Genomic DNA, 24,966 nt, shown 5'->3' with positions numbered 1-24,966 from the left:
GAGCCGGGATCAGAAGCGGAAGGCGGTCCCGATATAGAGCGCCTGGCTGTCGCGGCGCTGGTCGGCGGTCGCGTCGAGCCGCTCGCGCTGCGTCTTGTAACGCAGGCCGCCGGCCAGATCGAGGTTGCGGGTGAGCGCGTAGGCGCCGCCGAGGTCGACCGAATAAGTCTGGTCCGCGCCGAGCAGCGACGGGCGCGAGCCGGTCACGCGATCCGCACCAAGCTGCAGCTTGGTGCTCCACTTGCGGTTCGTATAGCTGACGCCCAGGTCGATCGCCTCGTTGTCGATCGGGAGCAGATTGCCCTCGGTCTTGGCGAAATCGCCGGACAGCGCGAACTTCTTCCAGCCGACCGACGCGCCCAGGCTGTACGCCGACGGGGCGAGCGACAGGTTGGCGACGTTGGTGATGATGCCGGCGCGCTGCGCCTCGATCCGCGCATTGGCGGCGCGCGCACGGACCGCGACGGTCACGGCACGGCGGCTGCCGATCGTGGTGGACGGCGTGAAGCGGAACCCGCTGCTGTTCAGACCCGACATGCCGGCCAATGCGGCGCGGCGCGGATCGGCGGCGGCGGGGGTGAACGACCCGATGCCGCTGGCCGACGGAAGCGAGATGCCCGAGGCACCGGAGATGCGACGACGCTGCGTTGCCGCATCGGCGCCCGACGGAAGGGCGACGGACGCAAGCAGGACGAGCGCACCCAGTGCCCCCGTCATCCCAGCAATGGCGTGATTCGCCGCCATGGTCCTCATTCCCTGCACCCCTTGAAAACCCCGCTAGCACATGGCGGTTGCCCGTCACCAGCGAGCCTCGCAAATATCGGCAACCCTGTTGCATCAACTCCACAATCGGGGCTCGGGCGGGCCGCAGGGGCGCGTGCTTGCGGGCGTAGGACGAGGCTCTATAACGGGGGCGATCCCGTCGTCTCCGGACGGCCCTGCCCTGTTGCCTATCGAGGTTCCGTCATGCGTCTGTTCACCCCCGCGCTCATCCTCGGCCTCGTCGCGCTCACCGCATGCGGCGGCGGCAAAGACAAGGCCCGTCTGGCCGCCGCGATGGCACCGTCGCGCGTAACGACGATCGGCGTGAACAGCTATCTGTGGCGCGCCGCGCTCGACACGCTGTCGTTCATGCCGATGGGTCAGGTCGATTCCAACGGCGGCGTGATCGTGACCGACTGGTACCAGAACCCGGCGCTGCCGTCCGAGCGGATGAAGGTGACGGTGTCGATCCTCGACCAGGACCTGCGCGCCGATGCGCTGCGCGTGGCCGCATCGCGCGAAGTGTATCAGGGCGGGCGCTGGGCGGAGGCGCCGGTGCAGGCCGCCACCGTGCAGAAGCTGGAAGAGGTGATCCTGACCAAGGCCCGCGACCTGCGCCGTACCGCCGTTGCCGGCTGATCCGCACGTGACGATTGAAGGCCAGACGACGGGAGGGCCGCAGGGGTCCGCCCCGGTGCGGTTCAACGCGCTCGACGCCGATCCACGCTGGCAGGCGACCTGGGCGGAGCGCGGCACGTTCGAAGCAGACGACACCAGCCCGAAGCCCAAAAGCTATGTGCTGGAGATGTTCCCCTATCCGTCCGGGCGGATCCACATGGGGCATGTCCGCAACTATACGATGGGCGACGTGCTGGCGCGCTATCGCCGGATGACCGGGCACGAGGTGCTGCACCCGATGGGGTGGGACGCGTTCGGGATGCCCGCGGAAAATGCCGCGATGGAGAAGGGCGTCCATCCGGGCGCGTGGACGCGGGCGAACATCGCCGACATGCGGACGCAGCTGAAGCGGCTGGGCTTCGCACTCGACTGGAGCCGTGAGCTGGCGACGTGCGAGCCGGATTATTACGGGCAGGAACAGGCGCTGTTCCTCGACCTGTTCAAGCATGGGCTGGTGTACCGCAAGGAAAGCGCGGTGAACTGGGACCCGGTCGACCATACGGTGCTGGCCAACGAACAGGTGATCGACGGGCGCGGATGGCGGTCGGGCGCGCTGGTGGAACGGCGCAAGCTGAGCCAGTGGTTCCTGCGGATCACCGATTTCGCGGACGACCTGCTTGCCGGGTTGGGTGACCTGGACCAGTGGCCCGCCAAGGTGCGGACGATGCAGGAGAACTGGATCGGCAAGAGCCGCGGGCTGAAGTTCCGGTTCGATATCAGCGATCCGCTGCCGGGGCATGAGACCCTGGAAGTCTTCACGACGCGGCCGGACACGATCTTCGGCGCGAGTTTCGCGGCGATCGCGGCGGATCACCCGATCGCGCAGGCATTGGCCGCGAACGACCCGGCGCTGGTCGACTTCATCGCGGCGTGCAAGCGGACCGGGACCGCGGCGGCCGAGGTCGAGACGGCGGAGAAGCTGGGCTTTGATACCGGCCTGCGCGTGGTGCATCCGTTCGATCCGGACTGGACGCTGCCGCTGTTCGTCGCGAATTTCGTGTTGATGGACTATGGCACGGGCGCGGTGTTCGGTGTGCCGGCGCACGACCAGCGCGACCTGGATTTCGCGCGGAAATATCAGCTGCCCGTGACGCGCGTCGTGGCGGCCAGCGCCGATCTGGCGGATGCGCCGGTCGGGGACGAGGCGGACAGTGCGCCGGGTGTGCTGGTGCAGTCGCGGTTCCTGGACGGAATGAGCGTGGAGGCCGGGAAGGCGGAGGTCATCGCGCGGGCGGAGGCCGGCGGCTGGGGCGAAGGCACCACCGTGTGGCGGCTGCGCGACTGGGGCGTGTCGCGGCAGCGTTACTGGGGCACGCCGATCCCGATCGTGCATTGCGACGCGTGCGGCGTGGTGCCGGTGCCGACCGAGCAGCTGCCGGTGGTGTTGCCGGAGGATGTGACGTTCGACGTGCCGGGCAACCCGCTCGACCGCCATCCGACGTGGAAGCATGTCGATTGCCCGGCGTGCGGCGAGCCGGCGCGGCGCGAGACCGATACGCTCGACACGTTCGTCGATTCGTCGTGGTACTTCATCCGCTTCGCCAGCCAGCCGGACGACAAGCCGTTCGACAAGGCGGTGGCAGAGCAGTGGCTGCCCGTGGGGCAGTATATCGGCGGGGTCGAGCATGCGATCCTGCACCTGCTCTATGCGCGGTTCTGGACGCGCGCGCTGAACCGGATCGGGCGGCTGGACGTGGCGGAGCCGTTCGCCGGGCTGTTCACGCAGGGGATGGTGACGCACGAGACGTATTCGCGCACGGTCGAGGAACGGACCGAAACGGGCGAAATGCTGACCGTGCCGAAATGGCTGTCGCCCGACGATATCGAACGGCGCGACGAGGGGGTGTTCGAGACGGCGACGGGCCTAGCCGTAACGGTCGGGCGCGTCGAAAAGATGTCGAAGTCGAAGAAGAACACGATCGATCCGGGGCCGATCGTCGACCAATATGGCGCGGATGCGGTGCGGTGGTTCATGCTGTCGGACAGTCCGCCGGAGCGCGACCTGCCGTGGAGCGAGGCGGGGATCGAGGGCGCGTGGCGGCTGGTGCAGCGCGTCTGGCGGCTGACCGAGCCGGGTGCGGCGGGTGACGGGGTTGCGCCGGAGCTCGAGCGGCTGCGGCATCGCACGATCCAGGGCATCGCGGACGATATCGACGCGCTGCAGTTCAACAAGGCGGTGGCCAAGCTGTTCAGTTTCGTCGCGGCGCTGGAGAAGGCCCCTGTCGGCCCGGACCGGGCGCGGGCGGCGGAGACGCTGATCCTGCTCGTCGCGCCGATGGTGCCGCATCTGGCGGAGGAAGCGTGGGCGCGGCTGGGTCGCGACGGGCTGGTCGCCGATGCGGCGTGGCCGGCGGTCGACCCGGCGATGCTGGTCGACGATCAGGTGACGATCGCGGTACAGGTGAACGGCAAGCTGCGCGATACGCTGACGGCCGCGAAGGACGCGGATAAGGGCGCGCTGGAGGCGATGGCGATGGCATCCGAGAAGGTAATCCGCGTGCTGGACGGCGCGACCCCGCGCAAGATCGTGGTGGTGCCCGGCCGCCTCGTGAATATCGTCGCATGAGGCGCCTCCTCCCTCCCCTGATGATGCTGGCCGCGCTGTCGGGTTGCGGGCTGCGACCGGTCTATGCCGGTGGCGGGAGCGGTCCGGTGGCGACGGCGCTGGCCGATGTGTCGGTCGCGCCGATCCCGGGCAAGGCGGGCTATTTCATGCAGGGCGCGCTGGCGACCCGGCTGACCGGCGGCGCGGGTGCCAAGACGCGGGTCGAGGTCGAGCTGGACGACCAGATCACCGGCTTCGGTATCCGCACCGACCAGGCCGTGACGCGCGAGCGCCGGACTCTGCGCGCGCGCTACCGGCTGGTCGATGCGACGGCAGGCACCGTGCTGCTCGACGCGACCGCCAGTTCGGATGCGGGCATCGACGTGGTGAGTTCGGAATATGCGCTGATCGCGGCGGAGGAGACCGCGCTGGAGCGGCTGTCGGGCGATATCGCCGACCAGATCGTCGCGCGCCTCGCGCTCTATGCGCAGCGGACGGCACCGCCCAAGTGATTTTGAAGCGCCCCCAGATGGAGCGGGCGCTGGACAAGCCGGACCCCGCGGTCCGCATGTTCCTGCTCTACGGACCGGACGAGTCGGGATCGCGTGAGCTGGCGGCGCGGCTGGGCAAGGCGATGGCGGGGGCCGAGCGGATCGACCTGACCGGTCCGGGGCTGAAGGCGGATCCCGCGCGGCTGTCGGACGAGGCGATGGCGATGTCGCTGTTCGGGGACAAGCGCTACATCCGCGTCGAGCCGGCGGGCGACGACATGATCGAGGCGGCCGAGGCTCTGATGGAGGCGCCGGGGGCGGGCAATCCGGTGATTGTGGTGGCCGGCGCGCTGCGCAAGGATGCCAAGCTGGTGAAGCTGGCGACGGCGCGGCTCGATGTGATGGCGTGCATTTCATATTTGCCCGAGGGGGCGGAGGCGGACCGCATCGCGCTCGGCATGGGGCAGGCGCGCGGCGTGCGGATGAGCCCGGACATCGCGCAGCGTATGGCGGCGGCGAGTGGCGGAGACCGCGCACTGCTGGCGCAGGAGATCGACAAGTTCGCGCTGTACCTGGATGCGGCCCCGGATCGGCCGGTGGAGCTGGATGCAGCGGGGTTTGCTGCATTGTCCGCCGACGCCGAGGAGGGCGATGTCGGCGCTCTGGTCAATGCGACGTTCGACGGAGATCTGGCGGCGCTCGACGCGGCGCTAACCCGGATCGATGCGGCGGGCGAGGCGATCCCCGTGCTGCGCGCGCTGGTGCGGCGGGTGCTGCTGCTGTCCGCGATCCGGGCGGAGGTGGCGGCCGGCGCGAGTGTCGCGCAGGCGATGGCGGGGTCCGGCAAGGCGGTGTTCTTCAAGGAACGCGGGATCGTGGAGCGTCAGGTGACGCGCTGGAGCCCGCCGGCGCTGGCGCGCGCGCTGGAACGGCTGGCGGCGGCTGAGCGCGATGCGAAGTCCTCGCGGTCCGCGGGGGGTGCCGGGTTGGGGGAAGAGCTGTTTGCGATTGGAAGGCAGGCGCGGCGGCGGGGGTAGGTTCGGGTTGCTGAGCGTTCCCCGGCGGAGGCCGGGGCCTTGGTGGAGCTTCTTCACCTAGGCCCCGGCCTTCGCCGGGGAACTGTTCGAGGTTAGCTCACCGACCTACTTAAGTCCGCCTACCACAATTCCGTCCATGCCGAGCGCAGTCGAGGCACGCTTCTTCAAGCGCAGACGGGGGGCGCTGTTGGCTTCTCGACTACGCTCGAAGGGTTCCTCGACTACGCTCGGGATGGACGGGTTTTTGGGGTTGAGGGTCAACCCGGATCCGTTTGGTTCGAGCCTGTCGAGAACTCTGCGCAGGGTTCTCGACAGGCTCGAACCAAACGAGTGGGGGGGTTGGACCTCTACGCGTGGGGCCCACCTCGCTCGACTGGCCTAAGCCGCGGACTTCGGCGGCCGCCCCTCAGATCGCCTCGCCACTCAGCCGCTGGCAGATCATGTCGAGCTGATCCAGGTTGGCGTAGCGGAGCGTCACGCTGCCGCCGTCGTCGCTGTGGGCGATGGTGACCTTTAAGCCGAGCAGATCGCCGATCTGGCGTTCGAGCGACTGGATGTCCTCGTCGGGGGCGGCGGGCTTTGCAGGTGTCGCCGTGCGTTGGCGGGGCGCGCGGGCGTCGCGGGCGAGTTGTTCGGTTTCGCGGACCGAAAGCCCCCGGTCGATGATCTGGCGGGCGAGGACCATCGGGTTCTTGGCGGTGACGAGCGCGCGGGCGTGGCCCATCGAGAGCGCGCCGGTCGAGACATCGTTGCGGACCGGTTCGGGCAGGTCGAGCAGCCGGACGAGGTTGGCGACGTGGCTGCGCGATTTGTGGACGAGCTTGCCGAGCGCTTCCTGGCTGTGGCCATAGTCGGTGATGAGCCGCTGATAGGCCTCGGCCTCCTCGATGGCGTTCAGGTCCTGCCGCTGGATATTCTCGATCAGCGCGACTTCGAGCGTTTCGACGTCGTCGAACGCGCGGACGATGACCGGCACCTCGTGCAGATGCGCGCGCTGGGCCGCACGCCAGCGGCGTTCACCGGCGATGATCTGGTAGCCGCCGTCATGCGGGCGGACGAGAATGGGTTGCAGGACGCCGCGGACCGCGATCGACTGCGCCAGTTCCTCCAGCGCGGTCTCGTCGAAGTGGCGGCGCGGCTGGCCGGGGTGCGGGTGGATCGCGGCGATCGCGACGGACTGGACGCCCTGTTGCCGCTGTCCGTCGGCGGCGACCGGGGCTTCGCGCTCGACCTCCCCCAGCAGGGCGGAGAGGCCGCGCCCGAGGCCGCCGGGCCGTTTCCTGACGCTGGTCCCGTCGCCGCTCATTCTCATCCTCTCAAGCCGCCTTGGCCGGCGCGGGCAGACGCCCGATCAGTTCGCGGGCGAGCGCGATATACGCCTCCGACCCCGAGCAGCGATGGTCGTAGATCAAGGCGGGCAGGCCGTGGCTGGGCGCCTCGGACAGCCGCACGTTGCGCGGGATGACGGTTTCGAACACGACATCGCCGAGGCAGGCGCGGACATCCTGCGCGACCTGTTCCGACAGGCGGTTGCGCTTGTCGTACATGGTGAGTGCCACGCCGAGGATCGACAGGCCGGGGTTGAAGCGCGAACGGATCCGTTCGAACGTGGTCAGCAGCTGGCTGAGCCCCTCGAGCGCGAAGAACTCGCATTGCAGGGGTACGAGCAGCAGGCGGGCGGCGACCAGCGCGTTGATCGTCAGCAGCCCCAGTGAGGGCGGGCAGTCGATCAGGCAGACGTCCCAGCGGCCGGGGGGCGCGGCGTTGATCGCGGCATCGAGCCGGTGCGTGCGATGTTCGAAATCGATCAGCTCGATCTCCGCACCCGACAGGTCGACCGTGGCGGGGACGAGGTCGAGCCGCGGAACCTTCGTGGGGATTGCGGCGTCGACCAGCGTGCTGTCGCCGCGCAGGACCTCGTAGCTCGATGCGCCGCGTTCGTTCTGGTGGATGCCGAGGCCGGTCGAGCAATTGCCCTGCGGATCGAAATCGATCAGCAGCACGCGCCAGCCGGATGCGGCGAGCGCGGTGCCGATGTTGATCGCGGTCGTGGTCTTGCCGACGCCGCCCTTCTGGTTCGCAATGGCAATGCGGATCATCGCGGCTCCTTGCGGCGGACGGTCTGGCGGACGTTGGTCGCCACGACAATCGCGGCGTCGGCGTCGGTCCGGCTGGGGACGACGCGAAACTCACCCTGCCATGTTCCGCGGACCGTATCCAGTTCCGACGACGCGGTGCGGCCCTTGGGAAGGATCCAGACGGTGTTGCGGTCCGAGAAACGCACCGCGGAGTCGAGCAGTTTGGGCAGCGGGGCGTAGGCGCGCGCGGTGATGCGGTCGAAGTGCTCGGTCTCCATCGTCTCGATCCGGCCGGCGTGCAGCGTGGCGCGGTCGCCCAGGCCGAGCGTTTCGATGCAGTGGGCGAGGAATTCGGCACGCAGCCGGCGGCTTTCGACGAGCCGGACCTCCGCGCCGAGGATCGCGAGGACGATGCCGGGAAGGCCGGCGCCGGAGCCGATATCGAGCCAGCGGCCGCCGGGCAGGGCCAGATCGAGCAGCTGCGCGCTGTCGTCGATATGGCGGGTCTGGAACGCGTCGAGGCTGGCGGCGGAGACGAGGTTCTGGCGCGTGGCCTCGTCCCGGACCAAGTTGGCATAGGCGGCGAGCAGGTCGTGCGACGTGTCGGTCATGCCGCGCGCCGCGCTTGGACGAGGATCGCAGTGAGCGCCGCCGGGGTGATGCCGCGGATCCGCGATGCGGCCTGAAGGTCGGCGGGGGCGGCGGTGCGCAGCTTCTCGATCATCTCCGCGGACAAGCCGCCGATGGTGGCATAGTCGACATGGCCGAGCGGCAGGTTCGCACCGCCGAGCAGGCGACGGCCGTCGGCGCGCTGCCGTTCGACATAGGGCTCGTAAAGCAGGTCGGCGATGATCTCGGTGACGATCGCGTCGGGCTGGTCGGCCGTAGCGGGGACGACGGTATGGACCGTGGCGAGGGCGTCGGGGCCGGAGAAGGACTGGCGGAGCGTCGCGGCGGTGGGGGGGTGGGTCATTGCGGTGTCGAGCGTGGCGCGGACGTCGGCGCGGGCTTCGGCGCGGCGTTCGATCGCGTGGCGCTTGGTCGCGCGGACGGCGCCCGTGGCGATCGCCTGCGGGGCGAGCCGGACTTCGGCATTGTCGGCGCGCAGGTGGAGGCGGTTGTCGGCGCGCGCGGTGAGCATGCGATAGGGTTCGGTGACGCCCTGCAGGGTCAGGTCATCGACCATGACGCCGATGTAGCTGGCGGTGCGGTCGAACAGGATCGCGTCGGCAGCGCGGGCGTGGGCGGCGGCGTTGAGGCCGGCGACGAGCCCTTGCCCGGCCGCTTCCTCATACCCGGTCGTGCCGTTGATCTGGCCGGCGAAATAGAGCCCGGCGAACCCGGTGACGGCGAGCGTGGCGTCCAGCGCGCGCGGGTCGATATAGTCGTACTCGACCGCATAGCCGGCCTGCAGGATCTCGACCTGTTCCAGCCCGGCGATGGTGCGCAGGAACTGCTGCTGGACGGACGCGGGGAGCGAGGTGGAAATGCCGTTGGGGTAGACCGCATGCGTGTCGATCCCCTCGGGTTCGAGGAAGATCTGGTGACCGTCGCGGTCGCCGAAGCGGAAGACCTTGTCCTCGATCGAAGGGCAGTAGCGCGGGCCCGAGCCGGTGATGCGGCCGGAGAATAACGGCGACACGTCGAGCGCACCGCGGATGATGTCGTGCGTCGCAAGGTTGGTGCGCGTGACGGCGCAGTGGACTTGAGGCAGGCGCGGCGTCTGCGTGTCGGGCGACATCGTCCAGGGTTCGGCGTCGCTGGCCTGTCGGTCGAGGCGGGCCCAGTCGATCGTGCGACCGTCGAGTCGCGGCGGGGTGCCGGTCTTGAGGCGTGCCATGGGAAGGGCGAAGTCGCGGAGCTGCTGGCCGAGTCGAGTCGCGGCGCGCTCGTCGACGCGGCCGCCGGGGGTGGCGGTCATGCCGCTATGCAGGATGCCGCCGAGGAAGGTGCCGGTGGCGATCACGACGGACTGCGCGACCAGCGTGCCGGTGCGGGTTTCGATGCCGGTGATGCGGTCGCCGGTGCGGACGAGGGCGTCGACCTCCGCCTCGACCACCGTCAGGTTCGGATAGGCGGCGAGTGCGGACTGGACGGCCGCGGCGTAGCGGGTGCGATCGGCCTGAATGCGCGGGCCGTGGACGGCGACGCCCTTGCTGCGATTGAGCATGCGGTAGTGGATCGCGGCGGCGTCCGCGGCGCGGCCCATGATGCCGTCCCACGCATCGACTTCGCGGACGATGTGGCCCTTGCCGATACCGCCGATCGCGGGGTTGCACGACATGGCGCCGATCCGGTCGGCCTGCATCGTGACCAGTGCAACGGTGCAGCCGAGGCGTGCGGCCGCGGCGGCTGCCTCGCACCCGGCGTGGCCGCCACCGATGACGACAACATCATAAGCCTGTTCCATATCCGGCGCGTAGCAAAGCCAGCGTAGATTTGCACCCATGGTCGGCGGTGTTCCACGTGGAACAGTTATTTGCCCAGGCAGAATTGTCCGAACAAGCTGTCGAGCAGGTCCTCGAACCCGGAACGGCCGGTCAGCCGATCGAGCGCGAGGCGGGCGCGGCGGAGCGCTTCTGCCTGCAGGACGGCGTCGGTTTCGGTCGCCGCGTCGCGCATGGCAAGGTGGGCTTCGGTCAGTTCGCCACGTTGGCGGCGCGAGATGGCGTGGGCGTCGGTGGTGGGGAGGAGCGTGGCGGCGCGGGCCTGCATCCAGGCGATCAGGGGGGCGAGGCCCTGCCCTGTCTCGCTCGATACGGCGAGGCGGTCCGGCGGCGGTTGGTCTGGGCGGGCGTCGGCGCGGGGGAAAAGCCAGAGCGTGTTGGGGTGCGCGGGGGGTGGATCGTCGCCGAGCCAGAGCAGGAGGTCGGCGTCGGCGATGCGGGTGCGGGCACGGGCGATGCCGATGCGTTCGACCTCGTCGGTGCCGGCGCGCAGGCCGGCGGTGTCGGAGAGGAGAAAGGCCGTGCCGTCGATCGCCACGGGCACCTCGACGACGTCGCGGGTGGTGCCGGGGGTTGCCGAGACGATCGCGGCGTCGCGGCCGGCGATGCGGTTGAGCAGGCTGGATTTGCCGGCATTGGGCGGGCCGGCGAGAACGACCGCGACGCCGTCGCGGACGCGTTCGACCGCAGGCGCGGCCAGTGCCGTGGCGAGGTCTGCGGCGATGTGTTCGGCTTGGGATCCGATGCCAGTGCCGTCCGGGGCGGCGGGGTCTTCGTCGCCGAAGTCGAGGCTGGCTTCGACCTGAGCGGCGAGGCGGAGGATCGCGCCTCGCCACGCGTCCACCTGTCGACCGAGCGTGCCGTCGGCCATGGCGAGCGCGGTGCGGCGTTGCTGTTCGGTTTCGGCGGAGAGGAGGTCGCCGAGCGCTTCGGCCTCAAGCAGGTCGATCCGGCCGTTCGCGAAGGCGCGGCGGGTGAACTCGCCAGGGTCGGCCATCCGGCAGGCGGGAAAGGTCGCCAAGACCGCCAGCATGCGGGCGACGACGGCGCGGCCGCCGTGGAGGTGGAATTCGGCGAGATCCTCCCCGGTCGCGGTGGCGGGCCCGGGGAACCAGAGGAGCAGGCCCTGGTCTATGATCTCCCCTGCCCCGTCGCGGAATGTGCGGAGCGTCGCGCGGCGGGGTACGGCCGGGCGACCGGCGACGGCGCGGACGATCGTATCGGCGGACGGGCCGCTGATCCGTACGACCGCGATCCCGGCCGGCGGGGCGCCGGACGAGACGGCGAAGATCGTGTCGATCACCGCGATTATTTGCGCGTCGAGGCCTTGCCCATCTGATCGGACAGCTGCTTCCAGAGCATGAGGCCGGCCTCGCCCATCGGCGCCCAGCTCTTCAGCATCGCCTGGAGCGAGTCCGGGGTGATGCCCTCGTCGATGTTGCGCTTCATCTTGTCGAGATAGGCGGCGTGCAGCGGTTCGAGATCGGGTAGGCCCATGAAGGCGCGCGCTTCCTGCGGCGTGCAATCGACGTCGACTGTGATCTTCATGGGGTATCCCTCCGCTGTCACCGTCCGGCATCGCACCCCACGACCGCCCTGTCGAGGGATGGCCGGGTGCGGCATCGCACTGTAGATAGGCAGCCAGCAGTTATTGGAGAAGAGCATTGGGTAACCGCATCGAAATCGCCACGCTGGACGGCAACGACATGATGCCGGCGTATCGCGCGCAGCCGGCCGGCACGCCGAAGGGCGCGATCGTCGTGATCCAGGAGATTTTCGGGATCAATGCCGGGATCCGCGAGAAGGCGGATCGCTGGGCCTCGCTCGGCTACCTCGCGATCGCGCCGGACCTGTTCTGGCGGATGGAGCCGGGTGTCGAGCTGGACCCCGACGTGCCGGAGGAGATGGAACGCGCGTTCGGATTCTACAAGCAGTTCGATCTGGACGCGGCGATGCGCGACGTCGAGGCAACGATCAAGGCGGCGCGCGGCGACGCGGAAAAGGTCGGCGTGGTCGGATATTGCCTGGGCGGGCTGATCGCATATCTGGCCGCGACGCGGACCGATGCGGATGCGAGCGTCGGTTATTATGGCGGCGGCATCAACCAGAAGCTGGGCGAGGCGCATGCGATCGGCAAGCCACTGATGCTGCACTTCGCGGGCGACGACCACTTCATCGATGCGGCGGCGCGCGAGGCGATCGGTGAGGGGTTGCGGTCCAATTCCCACGTCACGATCCACGACTATGCGGGTGTGGATCACGGCTTTGCGGCGACGTCCGGGTCGCGGCGCGTGGATGATGCGGCGCGGTTGGCCGATGGGCGGACCGAGGCGTTTTTTGCCGAGCATATTGGGTAGTTGCTGAGCCCTCCCCCCACCGGGGGGAGGGTTGGGTGGGGGGCTTTTCTTGGTGAGGCGTCGCAGGTTTGCGGTGTCCGTTCGGACCCCCGTCAACCTTGCGTCCAGGTCGGCCCCCCCTCCCCAGCCCTCCCCCCGGTGGGGGGAGGGAGCTAAGGCAGCATCACCTTCAGCAGACGTAAAAAAGGGGGCGGTGTCTGGTGACACCGCCCCCTTTTTCGTTGGCTTAGCTGAAGAGCGTCAGGACGCCGACGCTCGGGTCGATAAGGCCGTCGTAGATCATCTTGCCGGCGACGTAGACGATGACCGCGAGGCCGATATAGGCGATCCAGCGGTAGCGTTCGATAACGCGGGCGAGGACGTTTGCGGCGACGCCCATCAGCGCGACGGACAGGATCAGGCCGAGCACCAGGATGCCCGGATGTTCGCGCGCGGCACCGGCGACGGCAAGCACGTTGTCGAGACTCATCGACACGTCGGCGAGCGCCACGGCCCAAGCGGCCTGCGCGAAGCTGCGCGGCTTCTTGAGCGTGGCTTCGTTGGTGTCGCCGTCCTCGGCCGAGGCGCCGGGCTGAAGCTCGCGGTACATCTTCCACGCGACCCAGAGGAGCAGAACACCGCCGGCGAAGACGAGGCCGACCAGAGCGAGCAGCTGCGTCACGAGCAGCGCGAAGATCACGCGCAGGACGAGTGCCGCCGCGATGCCGATCAGGATGACCTTGCGGCGCTGATCCGCAGGCAGCCCGGCGGCGAGCGCACCGACGACGATTGCGTTGTCGCCGGCCAGCATGATGTCGATCAGCAGAACCTGCCCGAACGCCGCCAGCTGCGACGGCTGGGTTATGTTCGAGAAGTCGCTGACGATATGACCCCAGAGTTCCATCATGGTGCTTGTCCCCTGCCCTGTCGCTTAGCTGTTCATCGAATCGAAGAAATCTTCGTTGGTCTTCGAATCCTTCATCTTGTCGAGCAGGAACTCGACCGCGTCGATCGTCCCCATCTGCATCAGGATCCGGCGCAGGACCCACATCTTGCTGAGCTTGGTCTTGTCGACCAGCAGCTCTTCCTTGCGGGTGCCGGACTTGCCGATGTCGATCGCCGGGAAGATGCGCTTGTCGGCGATCTTGCGATCGAGCACGATTTCCGAGTTACCGGTGCCCTTGAACTCCTCGAAGATGACCTCGTCCATCCGGCTGCCCGTGTCGATCAGCGCGGTGGCGATGATCGAGAGCGAGCCGCCCTCCTCGATATTACGCGCGGCACCGAAGAAACGTTTCGGACGCTGGAGCGCATTGGCGTCGACACCGCCGGTCAGGACCTTGCCCGACGACGGTACGACCGTGTTGTAGGCGCGGCCGAGACGCGTGATCGAATCGAGCAGGATGACGACATCCTTCTTGTGCTCGACCAGTCGCTTGGCCTTCTCGATCACCATTTCGGCGACCTGGACGTGGCGCTGCGCCGGTTCGTCGAAGGTGGAGGAGATGACCTCGCCCTTCACGCTGCGCTGCATGTCAGTGACTTCCTCCGGCCGCTCGTCGATGAGCAGGACGATCAGGAAGACCTCCGGATGATTGTCCGTGATGGCCTTCGCCATGTTCTGGAGCAGCACGGTCTTGCCGACCCGCGGCGGGGCGACGATCAACGCGCGCTGGCCCTTGCCTTGGGGGCTGACGATGTCGATTACGCGCGAGGACTTGTCCTTCACGGTCGGGTCGTGCGGATCGAGCGTGAGCTTCGATTCCGGATAGAGCGGCGTCAGATTGTCGAAATTGACGCGCGTGCGGACGACGTCGGGGTCGTCGAAATTGACCGACACGAGCCGGACGAGCGAGAAATAGCGTTCGCCGTCCTTGGGGGCGCGGATCTCGCCTTCGACAGTGTCGCCGGTGCGCAGGCCGAATTTGCGGACCTGGTTGGGCGAGATGTAGATATCGTCCGGGCCGGCGAGATAGCTCGCCTCCGGGCTGCGCAGGAAGCCGAAGCCGTCCTGGAGCACCTCGATCGTGCCGACGCCCATGATCTCCTCGCCGCGATCGGCGAGGACCTTGAGGATCGCGAACATGAGGTCCTGCTTGCGCAGCGTGGAGGCGCCCTCGACGCCGAGTTCGTCGCCCATCGCGACGAGGGCCGCGGGCGGGGTCTTCTTGAGATCTTTGAAATGCATGGAGCGTGTGGTCCTGATGCGGATTGGCCCACCGCGCGGCGATATGGCCTGCGTCGGAGTCCCGGAGAAGGAGCCTCGCACGGACGGGAGGCAGCGGTGTCGCGGGTAGGCGCGACGGAGGGTGGGTGTCAAGGTTTTGTGGGGTCTGAGCCCCTCTCCTTTAGGGGAGAGGGTTGGGGTGGGGCTGAGCGCATCAAAGCTACAACGTTGCAGGTGAGGTGCTGTTGCCCCCACTCCAACCCCTCCCCTGAAGGAGAGGGGCTCAGAAGAAGAACCTCAGAACGGCTTTACGATCACCAGGACCACGATGATCGCGGTGGCGATGCCGGGGACCTCGTTCATGAGGCGAAGCGCCTTGCCGGTGACGGGGCGTTCGCCGCGGGCGAGGCGCTTGCCGTAGGCGACCATGTAGCCGTGATAGCCGGTCAGGCCGATGACGAGCAGGAATTTGAGGTGGAACCAGCCCATCGTCCAGGCGCCGATCGTGTAGGCGAGGATGAGCCCGAACACCCAGACCGCGATCATCGCGGGGGTGAGGATGATCGAGCGGAGCTTGCGTTCGCGGTCGATCCAGCGGCGTTCCTCGTCCGAGCCGGGGGCCGATTCCTGGTGGTAGATATAGTAGCGCGGCAACATGAAAAGCCCCGCGATCCAGAAGATCACGAAGATCAGGTGGGCGGCCTTGATCCAGAGATAGGTCATCGCAAAGGCCGTCCCAAATGTCATCGGCGTCGCACCTGTTCCAGCAACCGTTCGACATGCGCGATCGGCGTGTCGGGGAGGATGCCGTGGCCAAGGTTGAAGATATGCGGCCGTTCCGGAAACGCAGATAGGATATGGTCCACGGCCTGCGCAAGCGGTTCGCCGCCCGCAATCAACGCCAACGGGTCGAGATTGCCCTGCACCGGTAGGCCGGCAGGCAGTTCACGGTCCGCCCAAAGCGGATCGACGGTCTCGTCCAGCCCGAGCGCATCGACCCGCGTTTCGCGGGCATAGGCGGGAAGTTTGCCCCCTGCCCCCTTCGGAAAGCCGATAATCGGCACGTCCGGCCGCGCGGCGCGGACCGCGTCGACGATCCGCACGGTGGGGGCGATAACCCAGCGTTCGAATTGCGCGGGTGAGAGACTCCCCGCCCAGCTGTCGAACAGCTGCACTGCGTGGACGCCCGCGTCGATCTGGCCGATCAGATAGTCGATCGTGGCGGTGACGATGGCGTCGACGATCGCGCCGAATGCCTGCGGGTCGCCGTAAGCCATGCGGCGGGCGGGTGCCTGGTCCTTCGACCCCTGCCCCGCCACCATGTAGGTCGCGACGGTCCAGGGACTGCCGGCAAAGCCCAGGAAGGTGGTCTGGGGCGGCAGTGCGGCCGCGACGAGGGCAACGGTGCGATAGACCGGGTCGAGCCGCTCCGGGACACGTGCCAGCGCCTCCAGCGCATGATCGACGAGCGGGGGCGAGAGTCGCGGGCCCTCGCCGACCTCGAACACCAGATCCTGGCCGAGTGCGTGCGGGATGACGAGGATGTCGGAAAACAGGATCGCGCCGTCGAATCCGAACCGCCGGATCGGTTGCAGCGTGACGTCGGCCGCCGCCGCGCTGTCGTGGACCAGTTCGAGGAATCCGCCGCGATCGGCCCGGAGCGCGCGATATTCGGGGAGGTAACGCCCGGCCTGACGCATCAGCCAGACGGGCGGCACGGCTTGGCGCTGCCCTTTCAACACCGCGTAGAGCGGCCGGTCGACGGTCGGAACGGCCACGAACGCGGAGTCCATCTAATATCCTTTAAGAGTCTTAAGAGAGTCTGGGTTGGTAGTAGGGGGCAGGCGAAGCGGGGTTTATTCGCCCCACCCCGAATTGCCAACAGTGGCCTCGGAAACCGACTCGCGAGTCGTCGGCGAGTCGTTTTTTCCACCCCCGTTATCCACAGGCAGAGTCGATCGGTGCGTCGCCTGTGGATAAGCGGGGAGAACAAGGCGGGCCAGCGGGGATGAACGCGCCGCTTGAAAGCATCCCCGCCCCTGGCCTACCGCAACCCCCACGGTTTTCCACAGGATCCCCCCCATCATGCGCTTGCACGTCCATCTGCTGTCGGATTCCACGGGCGAGACGCTGGAAAATGTCGTGAAGGCGGGCCTCGCGCAGTTCGACGGGGTGGAGGCGATCAAGCATTTCTGGCCGATGGTGCGGTCCGAAGGGCATCTCGACCGCGTGATGGTGGAGATCGGCAAGAACCCCGGGCTGATCGTGTTCACGCTCGCCAATTCGGATGTGCGGCGGAAGCTGGAGGCGCGGTGCCGGGCGGCGGGGATCCCGGCGGTGGCGGCGCTCGATCCGGTGACCGACGCGCTGTCGCGGCTGCTGGGGCAGATCGCGAGCGCGCGGCCGGGGCGGCAGCATAATCTGGACGCGGCCTATTTCGCGCGGGTCGATGCGATCCAGTGGACGATCGCGCATGACGACGGGATCGCGGCGGAGAATTGGGAGGAGGCCGACATCCTGCTGGCCGGCGTGTCGCGCACGTCGAAGACGCCGACGTCGATCTATCTCGCCAATCGCGGCTACAAGACGGCGAACATTCCGATCGTGCCGGTGTCGCCGCCGCCCGCGCACATCCACCGGTTGCAGCATCCGCTGGTCGTCGGGCTGACGACCAGTCCGGATCGGCTGATCGCGATCCGGCGCAACCGGCTGCTGTCGCTGAACCAGGCGCCGGAGACCGACTATGTCGATCAGGAAGCGGTGGCGGCCGAGCTGTCCTATGCGCGGCGGATGTTCGCGGACAATGGCTGGCCGGTGATCGACGTGACGCGCCGGTCGATCGAGGAGACCGCGGCGGCGATCATCAACCTGGTGAACGAACGGCGCGGCGAGACGAGCGTGCTGGCATGATCGTTCTCGCGTCGAAGTCGGCGGCGCGGCGCGCGATGCTGACCGCGGCGGGTGTCGCGCACGAAGCGGTCGCGGCCGGGATCGACGAGGAGGCGGCGAAGGCGGCGCTGGTGGCGGAGGGTGCGGACGCGCGCCGGCTGGCCGATGCGCTGGCTGAGTTGAAGGCGGTGAAGATTTCGCGGCGTTATCCGGATGCTTTGGTGCTTGGCTGCGACCAGACTTTGGCGCGCGATGATGGGCAGTTGTTCGATCAGCCGCGCGACCGGGCGGATGCGGCGGAGCAACTGCGGCGCTTACGCGGACGGCGGCATCGGCTGACCAGTGCGGCGGTGCTGGCGACGGGGGGTGTGCCGACGTGGCGTCATGTCGGGGTCGCGACGCTGACGATGCGCGATTTTTCGGATGCGTTTTTGGAAGACTATCTGGGTGTGGAGTGGCCGGCGGTTTCGGGGTGCGTCGGCTGCTATCGGCTGGAGGGCCCCGGGGTGCAGCTGTTTTCGCGGGTCGATGGCGATCATTTCACAGTGTTGGGGTTGCCGTTGCTGGCGCTGCTGGATCAGTTGCGGGTGCTGGGTTTGATCACAAAATGATAGCAGGATTTTTTCTAAGCCCCTCCCCTTCCGGGGAGGGGTTGGGGTGGGGCTGACGGTTTCAATATTGCAAGGTGGGGATCGAGGTGCTGTTGCCCCCACCCCAACCCCTCCCCTGAAGGAGAGGGGCTAGAAAGAGAGAAGATCATGCCCGGAATTCCCTATGCCGAAGTGATCGGCGATCCGATCGCGCACAGCAAATCGCCGATCATCCATCGGTTCTGGCTGGCGGCGCTGGGGATCGAGGGGGATTATCGCGCGACGCATGTCACCGCTGCGGGGCTGGCGGCGCATTTCCGGTTGCGGCGTGACGATCCCGACTGGATGGGCAGCAACGTGACGTTGCCGCACAAGCAGGCGCTGTTCGAGATCGTCAGCGACAAGGCGGGGCTGCAGAAGACGCTGGGGGCGCTGAACACCGTGTTCGGCGACGGCGACGGCGGGTTGGTCGGGACCAATACCGATGCGGGCGGGTTCCTGGAGCCGCTGGACGATGTGCCGCTGGAGGGTAAGGCGGTGGCGGTCGTGGGGGCCGGCGGCGCGGCGCGTGCGGTGCTGCTGGCGCTGGCGAGCCGTGATGTGGGGCGCGTGACGTTGCTCAACCGGACGCCGGACAAGGGGCGTGCGTTGCTCGACCAGTTCGGGTTGCAGGGCGACGTGGTGGGGCTCGACGCCGCGCTGCCGGCGGTGGACCTGCTGGTCAATGCCAGTTCGCTTGGGCTCGAGGGGCAACCGCCGCTGGTGCTGGACCTGAGCCCCCTGCCCTCCACTGCGATCGTGTACGACATCGTCTATGCACCGCTCGAAACCGCGCTGCTCGCCGCGGCGCGGGCGCGTGGGCTGGCGACGATCGACGGGCTGACGATGCTGATCGGCCAGGCGGCGCTGGCGTTCGAGATCTTTTTCGAGGCGCATGCCCCGCGCGAGCGTGACGCAGAACTGCGTGGGTTGCTGACCGCATGATCGTGCTCGGCCTCACCGGGTCGATCGGCATGGGCAAGTCCGCGGTGGCGGGCATGTTCGCGGACGCCGGCGTGCCGGTGTTCGATGCCGATGCGGAGGTCCACCGGTTGCAGGCCGCCGGCGGCGCGCTGGTCCCGGTGATCGAGGTCGCGTTTCCGGGCACGACCGGTGCGGGCGGCGTCGATCGGCAACGTCTGGGCCAGGCGGTGCTGGGGCAACCGGCGGCGCTGGCGCGGCTGGAGGGAATCGTCCATCCGGCGGTGGCGGCGGCGCGGCGCGCGTTTCTGGCGAGGCACATGCGGGCGGACATCGTGCTGCTCGATATTCCGCTGCTGTTCGAGAAGGGTGGCGCGGACGCGGTCGATGCGGTGGTGGTGGTGTCGGCCCCTGCCCCAGTGCAGCGCGTGCGCGTCCTGGCGCGGCCCGGCATGACCGCCGAACGGTTCGACCGGATTCTGGCGTTGCAGCTGCCCGATGCGGAGAAGCGCGCGCGTGCCGATTTCCTGATCGATACCGGAGTCGCGCTGGACGAGACGCGCGCGGCGGTCGTCGCGCTGGTCGCTTGCCTCCGCGACCATGGAGTCCGATACTGCCGGACATGCGCGAAATCGTCTTCGATACCGAAACCACAGGACTGAACCCACGGGGTGGCGACCGGCTGGTCGAGATCGGCTGCGTCGAACTGCTCAACCGGTGCGAGACGGGGCGGACGTTCCACGCCTGGTTCAACCCGGACCGCGACATGCCGGCCGAAGCGGAGGCGATCCACGGCCTGTCCGCACGGTTCCTGGCAGACAAGCCGCGATTCCACGAGGCGGTGCCGGACCTGCTGGAGTTCATCGGCGACGCGCCGCTGATCGCGCACAATGCGACGTTCGACTTCGGGTTCCTGAACGCGGAGCTGGACCAGTGCGGGCAGCCGGTGGTGTGCATGACGCGAATGGTCGACACGCTGACGATCGCCAAGACGCGGCATCCGGGCGCGAAGCTGAGCCTGGACGCGCTGTGTTCGCGCTACGGCATCGACCGCAGCCACCGCGTGAAGCACGGCGCGTTGCTCGATGCGCAGCTGCTGGCGCAGCTGTATGTCGAGTTGATGGGCGGTCGGCAGATCGGGTTGATGCTACCGCCCGAAGAGTCCGGCAACGCTACGGCACCGGTTGGGATGACCGACGTTATACCTTTGACGGTACGTCCTATGCGGCTGTTTTCGGCAAGTCCGGAAGAGTTGGCACGGCATGCCGCGTTCGTTGCGAAACTGGTCGATCCGTTGTGGAGCACGGTCGACGCGCAGGGGTGACATCACGGGTCCGGCCAGTCCGGTTGACCCCGGAACGCCCCGGTTCTAAGGCCGCGGCGCCCGATCCTCGGGTGACCGGCCGCAAATTGCTCTTTTGAGGAGGTCATTACGATGGAAATCCGAGTCTCAGGTCATCAGGTCGACACCGGCGACGCATTGCGGACGCATGTGAACGAGCGGATGCAGGCCATCGCGGACAAATATTTCTCGCGATCGATTTCCGCGCATGCGACCTTCGGCAACGGACCGCATGGTTCGTTCACCTGCGACATCGTGGCGCATGTGATGCAGGGCGTGATCCTGAAGGGGCACGGCCAGGGTAACGAAGCGCACCCCGCCTTCGACCAGGCTGCGGCGCGTGTCGAGACGCAGCTGCGCCGCTATATGCGCCGGCTGAAGGACAAGCAGGCCACCACCAGCATGGGCGGTGCCGCCGAGTACGACACGGTGAGCTATGACGAGAATGCGGGCTACACCGTGTTCCAGACCGCGCCGGAAGAGGAAGAGGTCAACGACAACCCGCTGATCATCGCCGAGACGCGCGTCGACGTGCCCGACGCGACGGTGTCGGACGCGGTGATGATGCTCGACCTGCGCAACACGGGGGCGCTGCTGTTCAAGAACCTCGGCACCGGCACGTTCAACATGGTCTATCGCCGCCCCGACGGGACGATCGGCTGGGTGGAGCCGCAGCGTACGGCCTGACCGGCCGTTCGTTTTTCCTTGATGGACTCGCTTGTCGATATCCTGGCACCCGATGCCGTTGCGGCCGCCATGGCCGTGCCGAACAAGAAGGTGCTGTTCCAGCAACTGGCGGCGACCGCCGCGCGGTTGCTGGATGTCGATGCGCGGCTGGTTGCGGACCGGTTGTCCGACCGCGAGCGGCTGGGATCGACCGGGTTCGGCGGCGGCGTGGCGATCCCGCATGCCAAGATCGACGGCCTGCCCAAGGTCGTCGGGCTGTTCGCGCGGCTGACGACGCCGATCGACTTCATGGCGGTGGACGACATGCCGGTCGACATCGTGTTCATGCTGCTGTCGCCCACCGATGCGGGCGTCGAGCATCTGAAGGCGCTGGCGCGGGTCAGCCGGCGGTTGCGCGACCGGACGTTCGTGGCGAAGCTGCGCGGGGCGGCGTCGGAGGATGCGTTGTACGCGCTGTTCACCAACGGCAACGGCCGTGACCCCGCCGGCTGACCCGGCCGCGCCGTCGAGCGGGGCGGCGGCGCATTTCAGGGCCCTGCAAGCCCTCTATGCCGCCGCGCCGATCAACGGCATGTTCGCGTCACGGCTGGAGATCGTTGAGGCCGGGATGGCGCGGATCCGGTTCCTGGTGGAGCCCGCGGTGCACCATGCGGCCGGCGCGGCGCACGGCACGGTGTATTTCAAGATGCTCGACGATGCGGCCTTTTACGCGGCCAATTCGCTGGTCAGCGACCGGTTCCTGCTGACGACGCAGTTCAACCTGCTGCTGACGCGGCCGGTGAAGGCGGGCGAGGTGATCGCCGAGGGGCGCTGGATCAGCGGGAAGCGGCGCGTGTTCGTGGCTGATGCACGATTGATCGATGCCGATGGCGAGGAGATTGCGCGCGGCACGGGTACGTTCATGAAATCGCGCATCCCGTTGGCGACCTTGCCGGGTTATGCGGCGGCGGCTGGCGCATGACGGCGCGGCTGACCGCGACGATGCTGGTGTCCGCGATGGTGCGGCGGATGCAGGCCGAGGGCGGTAACGCGATGGTCGTGGCGAAAGGTGACGCGACCGCTGGGGCGATTTTGATCATCCTGGCGGAGCGCGGGCAGCCCAGCGGGTTGGTCGAGCGGGTGTTGGGCGCGACGGGTTATGGGCTGGGCGCGACCGGGCCGGACGATCTGGCGGCGCCGGGGGTGTTGTCGGAGTATGTGGCACGGCGGCGCCAGCGGGATCCGGATCTGTGGGTGGTGGAGCTGGACGGGCCGGGTGCCGCGGCAGTTGCGGCGGAGACGATGGGGTAGGGGGTTTGTGACTTTCTCCCCAACCGTTTGTCCCGAGTAGGGGCTGAGCGCAGTCGAAGACCCGTATCGAAAGATGGGTCCCACATGCGAATACCGTGCTTCGATACGCGCCCTCGATACGCGCCGAGGGGCGCTACTCGGTCTCTACTCAGCACGAACGGACGTGGTGTTGGGTGTCACCCCGACGGCGCACACGCCAGCGTTGCGGCGTCGATCGCGGTGGCGGCACCGCGCAGGCGGTAGGTGTCGACCAAGCGACTGCCGTCGCGGGCGCGGGTTTCGATGCGCATGCTGTCGGATTGGCGCATCGCGGCCACGATCCGCGCGTCGATCGCCGCGTTTGGGGCCCAGGCGTCCGCGCCGCCGGCAACCAACGCGAACCGCATATTCCCGACCATCAGCAGGACCGGTGCGCCGCGGCGCTTCGCCTTGCGCAGGCGGATATTGAGCTGCGCACGGACTCCGCGGGCCGGCCAGGCGGAGATGGCGGCAAACGGGCGCCAGGCGGCGCTGCGACGGCGGGCGTCTGGTTCCGCAATCGCGTAGCAGCGCCGAGGGCGGGGATCGGCGAACGCGCCCCAGCCGTCGAACACACCCAGCGTGTCGCGCGCCGATGCAGGGGCGGGGATGGCAAAAGCGGTGAGAAGGACCAACATCGCAACAACGCCGACAACTCGTCCGACACTGGATCGTCGGGCTTCCCCGCAAGCCCCTGTAGCAAAAATGCCACAAAAAACGCTGTTTAGATGAGGTTCATGCAACGCCACGCGGTTTCATGCACTGAGCCCCCACGCCCGACAAGGGCATGTGTCACATGGAGTATATGACATGCGTAGCGTAGCTTTTGCCGCCATCCTCGGTTCCACCATGCTGGTCGCCGCCCCCGCCATGGCACAGACCGCCGCACCGTTCACCGGCGCGCGCGTCGAGGGCATCGTCGGGTACGACAACGTCAAGAACGGCGATAACGACGACGCGGTGATGTACGGCGTCGCCGCCGGTTACGACATGCAGATGAACGGTCTGGTCGTGGGCATTGAGGGTGAGGCCGCGGACAGCGACGTGCGCCAGTGCGATGGCCTGCAGTCCGCCGTTTCGCCGCGTTTCTGCGCGAAGGCCGGGCGTGACCTGTATGCCGGTGCCCGCGTCGGCACCGTCGTCGGTGGCCGCACGCTGCTGTACGCAAAGGCGGGCTACACCAACGCGCAGTTCAAGCTGACCAGCGACAACGGCACGAGCGAGACGACGCTGGGCAAGACCAACCTGGACGGTATCCGGGCGGGCGTCGGCGCGGAATATGCGGTCGGCCCGAACAGCTATGTGAAGGCGGAATATCGTTATTCCAATCATGAGGACGGCTTCAGCCGCAACCAGGCAGTCGCCGGTTTCGGTTTCCGTTTCTGATCGCGGACCGATCCTGACGATATGAACGAGGGCGGGGGGAAACCTCCGCCCTTTTTCCTTCCCCGGACGTCCCGCCGCGCTATAACGCGGGTCCGGTTGGCTGGTAGAGATTTGGGGCGGACATGAAGGCGACGATCGAGCGGACCATCCTGCTGAAAAGCCTCAGTCACGTGCAAAGCGTGGTGGAGCGTCGCAACACCATCCCGATCCTGTCCAACGTGCTGATCGAAGCGGCGGCGGACGGTACGCTGAAGCTGATGGCGACCGACCTGGACCTGCAGGTCGTCGAGACCGTGGCGGCTGCGGTGGACCAGCCGGGCGCCACCACCGTGTCGGCGCACACGCTGTTCGATATCGCGCGGAAGCTGCCCGAGGGCAGCCAGGTGCAACTGACCGCGGCGGACGGCAAGATGCTGATCGTGGCCGGGCGCGCGCGGTTCAACCTGTCGACCCTGCCGCGCGACGATTTCCCGATGATCGCGGAAGGCGACCTGCCGACGAAGTTCGCGCTGCCGGCCGATACACTGAAGCAGATCATCGACAAGACGCGCTTTGCGATCTCGACCGAAGAGACGCGCTATTATCTCAACGGCATCTTCCTGCACGTGACGGACGGCGACAGCACGACCGGCCCGGTGCTGAAGGCTGCGGCGACCGACGGCCACCGGCTGGCGCGCGTGACCGTGCCGCGCCCGGCCGGGGCGGAGGCGATGCCCGACGTGATCGTACCGCGGAAGTGCATCGCGGAACTGCGCAAGCTGCTCGACGAGGTGGACGGCGATGTGGAGATCACGCTGTCGCCGACCAAGATCCGGTTCGGGCTGAACCATGCGATCCTGACGTCGAAGCTGATCGACGGGACCTTCCCGGACTATTCGCGTGTCATCCCGACCGCGAACGACAAGTTGCTCAAGATCGATCCGAAGAGCTTCATGCAGGGCGTCGACCGCGTCGCCACGATCGCCAGCGAGAAGACCCGCGCGGTCAAGATGGCGCTCGATCGCGACAAGATCACGCTGTCGGTGACGAGCCCGGAGAATGGGACCGCGGCCGAGGAAGTGCCGGGCGAATATACCGCGTCGGGCTTCGAGATCGGCTTCAACGCGCGCTACCTGCTCGACATCCTGGGTCAGGTGGACGGCGACATGATCGAGGTCCACCTAGCCGACGCTGCGGCGCCGACGCTGATCCGCGAGAATGATACGTCGTCGGCGCTGTATGTGCTGATGCCGATGCGGGTTTGATGCCCGGCGACATTCCCGA

At 67.8% G+C, this 24,966-nt stretch carries 28 protein-coding genes; 16 read left to right on the top strand and 12 right to left on the bottom strand.

Annotated features, from left to right (window positions below; genetic code table 11):
- Nucleotides 1–9: 9 nt before the first annotated feature.
- Nucleotides 10–744 (bottom strand): porin, encoded by a 735-nt coding sequence (locus ACFSGX_RS00610; protein ID WP_229673869.1) that lies wholly within the window; start codon nt 742–744, stop codon nt 10–12.
- 222 nt (nt 745–966) lie between these two features.
- Between ACFSGX_RS00610 and ACFSGX_RS00605 the strand changes: the two genes are divergently transcribed.
- From ACFSGX_RS00605 to holA, 4 genes are read left to right on the top strand one after another with little or no spacing between them, the layout of a single operon-like run.
- Nucleotides 967–1,401 carry a DUF3576 domain-containing protein gene (locus tag ACFSGX_RS00605; protein WP_380926689.1) on the top strand — a complete coding sequence of 145 codons (435 nt, stop codon included), beginning with the start codon at nt 967–969 and terminating at the stop codon, nt 1,399–1,401.
- 55 nt (nt 1,402–1,456) lie between these two features.
- Nucleotides 1,457–4,006 (top strand): leucine--tRNA ligase, encoded by a 2,550-nt coding sequence (gene leuS, locus ACFSGX_RS00600; protein ID WP_380928180.1) that lies wholly within the window; start codon nt 1,457–1,459, stop codon nt 4,004–4,006.
- On the top strand, nt 4,003–4,497 hold the full coding sequence (gene lptE / locus ACFSGX_RS00595; RefSeq protein ID WP_380926687.1) for an LPS assembly lipoprotein LptE: 495 nt from the start codon (nt 4,003–4,005) through the stop codon (nt 4,495–4,497). Before leuS ends, lptE begins: the two co-directional genes overlap by 4 nt.
- Nucleotides 4,494–5,513, top strand: coding sequence for a DNA polymerase III subunit delta (gene holA, locus ACFSGX_RS00590; RefSeq protein ID WP_380926685.1), 1,020 nt, complete (start codon nt 4,494–4,496; stop codon nt 5,511–5,513). The genes lptE and holA overlap by 4 nt, the downstream gene beginning before the upstream one ends.
- Nucleotides 5,514–5,919: 406 nt before the next feature.
- Here holA and ACFSGX_RS00585 read toward each other — a convergent pair whose 3' ends face one another.
- The 6 genes from ACFSGX_RS00585 to ACFSGX_RS00560 all read right to left on the bottom strand — a co-directional run bounded on the left by ACFSGX_RS00585 (nt 5,920) and on the right by ACFSGX_RS00560 (nt 11,586).
- Complete coding sequence (locus tag ACFSGX_RS00585; RefSeq protein ID WP_380926684.1) at nt 5,920–6,819, bottom strand: ParB/RepB/Spo0J family partition protein; 900 nt, start codon at nt 6,817–6,819, stop codon at nt 5,920–5,922.
- A 10-nt stretch (nt 6,820–6,829) separates the two neighbouring features.
- Nucleotides 6,830–7,612: a ParA family protein gene (locus ACFSGX_RS00580; RefSeq protein WP_157176634.1), complete on the bottom strand. Its 783-nt coding sequence runs from the start codon at nt 7,610–7,612 to the stop codon at nt 6,830–6,832.
- On the bottom strand, nt 7,609–8,202 hold the full coding sequence (gene rsmG / locus ACFSGX_RS00575) for a 16S rRNA (guanine(527)-N(7))-methyltransferase RsmG (protein ID WP_380926682.1): 594 nt from the start codon (nt 8,200–8,202) through the stop codon (nt 7,609–7,611). Before rsmG ends, ACFSGX_RS00580 begins: the two co-directional genes overlap by 4 nt.
- Nucleotides 8,199–10,001 carry a tRNA uridine-5-carboxymethylaminomethyl(34) synthesis enzyme MnmG gene (gene mnmG / locus ACFSGX_RS00570; RefSeq protein WP_380926680.1) on the bottom strand — a complete coding sequence of 601 codons (1,803 nt, stop codon included), beginning with the start codon at nt 9,999–10,001 and terminating at the stop codon, nt 8,199–8,201. The genes rsmG and mnmG overlap by 4 nt, the downstream gene beginning before the upstream one ends.
- A gap of 65 nt (nt 10,002–10,066) precedes the next feature.
- Nucleotides 10,067–11,341, bottom strand: coding sequence for a tRNA uridine-5-carboxymethylaminomethyl(34) synthesis GTPase MnmE (mnmE, locus tag ACFSGX_RS00565; protein WP_380926678.1), 1,275 nt, complete (start codon nt 11,339–11,341; stop codon nt 10,067–10,069).
- Nucleotides 11,342–11,346: 5 nt separating this feature from the next.
- Entirely contained in the window at nt 11,347–11,586 is a 240-nt protein-coding gene (locus tag ACFSGX_RS00560) for a DUF6489 family protein (RefSeq protein WP_380926677.1), read from the bottom strand.
- Nucleotides 11,587–11,702: 116 nt separating this feature from the next.
- On the opposite strand from ACFSGX_RS00560, the gene ACFSGX_RS00555 reads away from it, so the two are divergent.
- On the top strand, nt 11,703–12,395 hold the full coding sequence (locus tag ACFSGX_RS00555) for a dienelactone hydrolase family protein (RefSeq protein WP_380926675.1): 693 nt from the start codon (nt 11,703–11,705) through the stop codon (nt 12,393–12,395).
- Nucleotides 12,396–12,621: 226 nt separating this feature from the next.
- On the opposite strand, the gene ACFSGX_RS00550 is transcribed toward ACFSGX_RS00555, so the two are convergent.
- From ACFSGX_RS00550 to hemE, 4 genes are all read right to left on the bottom strand, one after another.
- Nucleotides 12,622–13,281, bottom strand: a complete 660-nt coding sequence (locus tag ACFSGX_RS00550) for a TerC family protein (RefSeq protein ID WP_380926674.1) — start codon at nt 13,279–13,281, stop codon at nt 12,622–12,624.
- Nucleotides 13,282–13,305: 24 nt separating this feature from the next.
- Nucleotides 13,306–14,562 carry a transcription termination factor Rho gene (gene rho, locus ACFSGX_RS00545; RefSeq protein ID WP_157176628.1) on the bottom strand — a complete coding sequence of 419 codons (1,257 nt, stop codon included), beginning with the start codon at nt 14,560–14,562 and terminating at the stop codon, nt 13,306–13,308.
- 276 nt (nt 14,563–14,838) lie between these two features.
- Nucleotides 14,839–15,288: a CopD family protein gene (locus ACFSGX_RS00540; protein WP_229673873.1), complete on the bottom strand. Its 450-nt coding sequence runs from the start codon at nt 15,286–15,288 to the stop codon at nt 14,839–14,841.
- Entirely contained in the window at nt 15,285–16,334 is a 1,050-nt protein-coding gene (hemE, locus tag ACFSGX_RS00535) for a uroporphyrinogen decarboxylase (protein ID WP_380926672.1), read from the bottom strand. The genes ACFSGX_RS00540 and hemE overlap by 4 nt, the downstream gene beginning before the upstream one ends.
- A gap of 289 nt (nt 16,335–16,623) precedes the next feature.
- Here hemE and ACFSGX_RS00530 point away from each other — a divergent pair, with 289 nt between their 5' ends.
- The 9 genes from ACFSGX_RS00530 to ACFSGX_RS00490 all read left to right on the top strand — a co-directional run bounded on the left by ACFSGX_RS00530 (nt 16,624) and on the right by ACFSGX_RS00490 (nt 22,299).
- Nucleotides 16,624–17,451: a pyruvate, water dikinase regulatory protein gene (locus ACFSGX_RS00530; RefSeq protein WP_380928178.1), complete on the top strand. Its 828-nt coding sequence runs from the start codon at nt 16,624–16,626 to the stop codon at nt 17,449–17,451.
- Entirely contained in the window at nt 17,448–18,041 is a 594-nt protein-coding gene (locus tag ACFSGX_RS00525; protein ID WP_380926671.1) for a Maf family protein, read from the top strand. The genes ACFSGX_RS00530 and ACFSGX_RS00525 overlap by 4 nt, the downstream gene beginning before the upstream one ends.
- Before the next feature lie 144 nt (nt 18,042–18,185).
- Entirely contained in the window at nt 18,186–19,004 is an 819-nt protein-coding gene (locus ACFSGX_RS00520) for a shikimate dehydrogenase family protein (RefSeq protein WP_380928177.1), read from the top strand.
- A complete protein-coding gene (coaE, locus tag ACFSGX_RS00515) occupies nt 19,001–19,642 on the top strand; it encodes a dephospho-CoA kinase (protein ID WP_380926669.1) in 642 nt (213 codons plus the stop codon). The genes ACFSGX_RS00520 and coaE overlap by 4 nt, the downstream gene beginning before the upstream one ends.
- The gene (gene dnaQ, locus ACFSGX_RS00510; protein ID WP_380926667.1) at nt 19,603–20,304 is read left to right on the top strand and encodes a DNA polymerase III subunit epsilon; all 702 of its coding nucleotides are present in this window, start codon (nt 19,603–19,605) and stop codon (nt 20,302–20,304) included. The genes coaE and dnaQ overlap by 40 nt, the downstream gene beginning before the upstream one ends.
- A gap of 111 nt (nt 20,305–20,415) precedes the next feature.
- Nucleotides 20,416–21,009 carry a ribosome hibernation-promoting factor, HPF/YfiA family gene (gene hpf / locus ACFSGX_RS00505; protein WP_380926666.1) on the top strand — a complete coding sequence of 198 codons (594 nt, stop codon included), beginning with the start codon at nt 20,416–20,418 and terminating at the stop codon, nt 21,007–21,009.
- A 21-nt stretch (nt 21,010–21,030) separates the two neighbouring features.
- Nucleotides 21,031–21,501, top strand: a complete 471-nt coding sequence (locus ACFSGX_RS00500; protein ID WP_157176622.1) for a PTS sugar transporter subunit IIA — start codon at nt 21,031–21,033, stop codon at nt 21,499–21,501.
- Complete coding sequence (locus ACFSGX_RS00495) at nt 21,449–21,970, top strand: PaaI family thioesterase (RefSeq protein WP_380926664.1); 522 nt, start codon at nt 21,449–21,451, stop codon at nt 21,968–21,970. Before ACFSGX_RS00500 ends, ACFSGX_RS00495 begins: the two co-directional genes overlap by 53 nt.
- The gene (locus ACFSGX_RS00490) at nt 21,967–22,299 is read left to right on the top strand and encodes a DUF1491 family protein (protein WP_380926663.1); all 333 of its coding nucleotides are present in this window, start codon (nt 21,967–21,969) and stop codon (nt 22,297–22,299) included. Before ACFSGX_RS00495 ends, ACFSGX_RS00490 begins: the two co-directional genes overlap by 4 nt.
- A gap of 176 nt (nt 22,300–22,475) precedes the next feature.
- On the opposite strand, the gene ACFSGX_RS00485 is transcribed toward ACFSGX_RS00490, so the two are convergent.
- Complete coding sequence (locus tag ACFSGX_RS00485; RefSeq protein ID WP_157176620.1) at nt 22,476–22,955, bottom strand: hypothetical protein; 480 nt, start codon at nt 22,953–22,955, stop codon at nt 22,476–22,478.
- 172 nt (nt 22,956–23,127) lie between these two features.
- On the opposite strand from ACFSGX_RS00485, the gene ACFSGX_RS00480 reads away from it, so the two are divergent.
- Together ACFSGX_RS00480 and dnaN are read left to right on the top strand one after the other, a co-directional pair.
- Nucleotides 23,128–23,703 carry an outer membrane protein gene (locus ACFSGX_RS00480; RefSeq protein WP_380926661.1) on the top strand — a complete coding sequence of 192 codons (576 nt, stop codon included), beginning with the start codon at nt 23,128–23,130 and terminating at the stop codon, nt 23,701–23,703.
- A 122-nt stretch (nt 23,704–23,825) separates the two neighbouring features.
- Entirely contained in the window at nt 23,826–24,947 is a 1,122-nt protein-coding gene (gene dnaN / locus ACFSGX_RS00475; protein WP_380926659.1) for a DNA polymerase III subunit beta, read from the top strand.
- The last annotated feature ends 19 nt before the right edge of the window (nt 24,948–24,966 follow it).

Source organism: Sphingomonas arantia (genome assembly GCF_042682045.1).
In the GTDB taxonomy this organism is placed as follows: Bacteria; Pseudomonadota; Alphaproteobacteria; order Sphingomonadales; family Sphingomonadaceae; genus Sphingomonas_R; species Sphingomonas_R arantia.
The sequence above is the reverse complement of the archived record's forward strand: the minus strand, read 5'-3'. Positions and strand labels throughout refer to the sequence as shown.

Bases quoted from the DNA above. Each gene is read 5' to 3' on its own strand.
- ACFSGX_RS00610 (WP_229673869.1), bottom strand. From the start codon at position 744: ATGGCGGCGAATCACGCCATTGCTGGGATGACGGGGGCACTGGGTGCG.
- dnaQ (WP_380926667.1), top strand. From the start codon at position 19,603: ATGCGCGAAATCGTCTTCGATACCGAAACCACAGGACTGAACCCACGG.
- hpf (WP_380926666.1), top strand. From the start codon at position 20,416: ATGGAAATCCGAGTCTCAGGTCATCAGGTCGACACCGGCGACGCATTG.
- ACFSGX_RS00480 (WP_380926661.1), top strand. From the start codon at position 23,128: ATGCGTAGCGTAGCTTTTGCCGCCATCCTCGGTTCCACCATGCTGGTC.
- ACFSGX_RS00605 (WP_380926689.1), top strand. From the start codon at position 967: ATGCGTCTGTTCACCCCCGCGCTCATCCTCGGCCTCGTCGCGCTCACC.
- ACFSGX_RS00550 (WP_380926674.1), bottom strand. From the start codon at position 13,281: ATGATGGAACTCTGGGGTCATATCGTCAGCGACTTCTCGAACATAACC.
- ACFSGX_RS00585 (WP_380926684.1), bottom strand. From the start codon at position 6,819: ATGAGCGGCGACGGGACCAGCGTCAGGAAACGGCCCGGCGGCCTCGGG.
- ACFSGX_RS00495 (WP_380926664.1), top strand. From the start codon at position 21,449: ATGCGTTGTACGCGCTGTTCACCAACGGCAACGGCCGTGACCCCGCCG.
- hemE (WP_380926672.1), bottom strand. From the start codon at position 16,334: ATGGACTCCGCGTTCGTGGCCGTTCCGACCGTCGACCGGCCGCTCTAC.
- ACFSGX_RS00490 (WP_380926663.1), top strand. From the start codon at position 21,967: ATGACGGCGCGGCTGACCGCGACGATGCTGGTGTCCGCGATGGTGCGG.
- ACFSGX_RS00485 (WP_157176620.1), bottom strand. From the start codon at position 22,955: ATGTTGGTCCTTCTCACCGCTTTTGCCATCCCCGCCCCTGCATCGGCG.
- ACFSGX_RS00525 (WP_380926671.1), top strand. From the start codon at position 17,448: ATGATCGTTCTCGCGTCGAAGTCGGCGGCGCGGCGCGCGATGCTGACC.
- ACFSGX_RS00580 (WP_157176634.1), bottom strand. From the start codon at position 7,612: ATGATCCGCATTGCCATTGCGAACCAGAAGGGCGGCGTCGGCAAGACC.
- ACFSGX_RS00540 (WP_229673873.1), bottom strand. From the start codon at position 15,288: ATGACATTTGGGACGGCCTTTGCGATGACCTATCTCTGGATCAAGGCC.
- rho (WP_157176628.1), bottom strand. From the start codon at position 14,562: ATGCATTTCAAAGATCTCAAGAAGACCCCGCCCGCGGCCCTCGTCGCG.
- ACFSGX_RS00560 (WP_380926677.1), bottom strand. From the start codon at position 11,586: ATGAAGATCACAGTCGACGTCGATTGCACGCCGCAGGAAGCGCGCGCC.
- ACFSGX_RS00500 (WP_157176622.1), top strand. From the start codon at position 21,031: ATGGACTCGCTTGTCGATATCCTGGCACCCGATGCCGTTGCGGCCGCC.
- dnaN (WP_380926659.1), top strand. From the start codon at position 23,826: ATGAAGGCGACGATCGAGCGGACCATCCTGCTGAAAAGCCTCAGTCAC.
- rsmG (WP_380926682.1), bottom strand. From the start codon at position 8,202: ATGACCGACACGTCGCACGACCTGCTCGCCGCCTATGCCAACTTGGTC.
- mnmG (WP_380926680.1), bottom strand. From the start codon at position 10,001: ATGGAACAGGCTTATGATGTTGTCGTCATCGGTGGCGGCCACGCCGGG.
- lptE (WP_380926687.1), top strand. From the start codon at position 4,003: ATGAGGCGCCTCCTCCCTCCCCTGATGATGCTGGCCGCGCTGTCGGGT.
- coaE (WP_380926669.1), top strand. From the start codon at position 19,001: ATGATCGTGCTCGGCCTCACCGGGTCGATCGGCATGGGCAAGTCCGCG.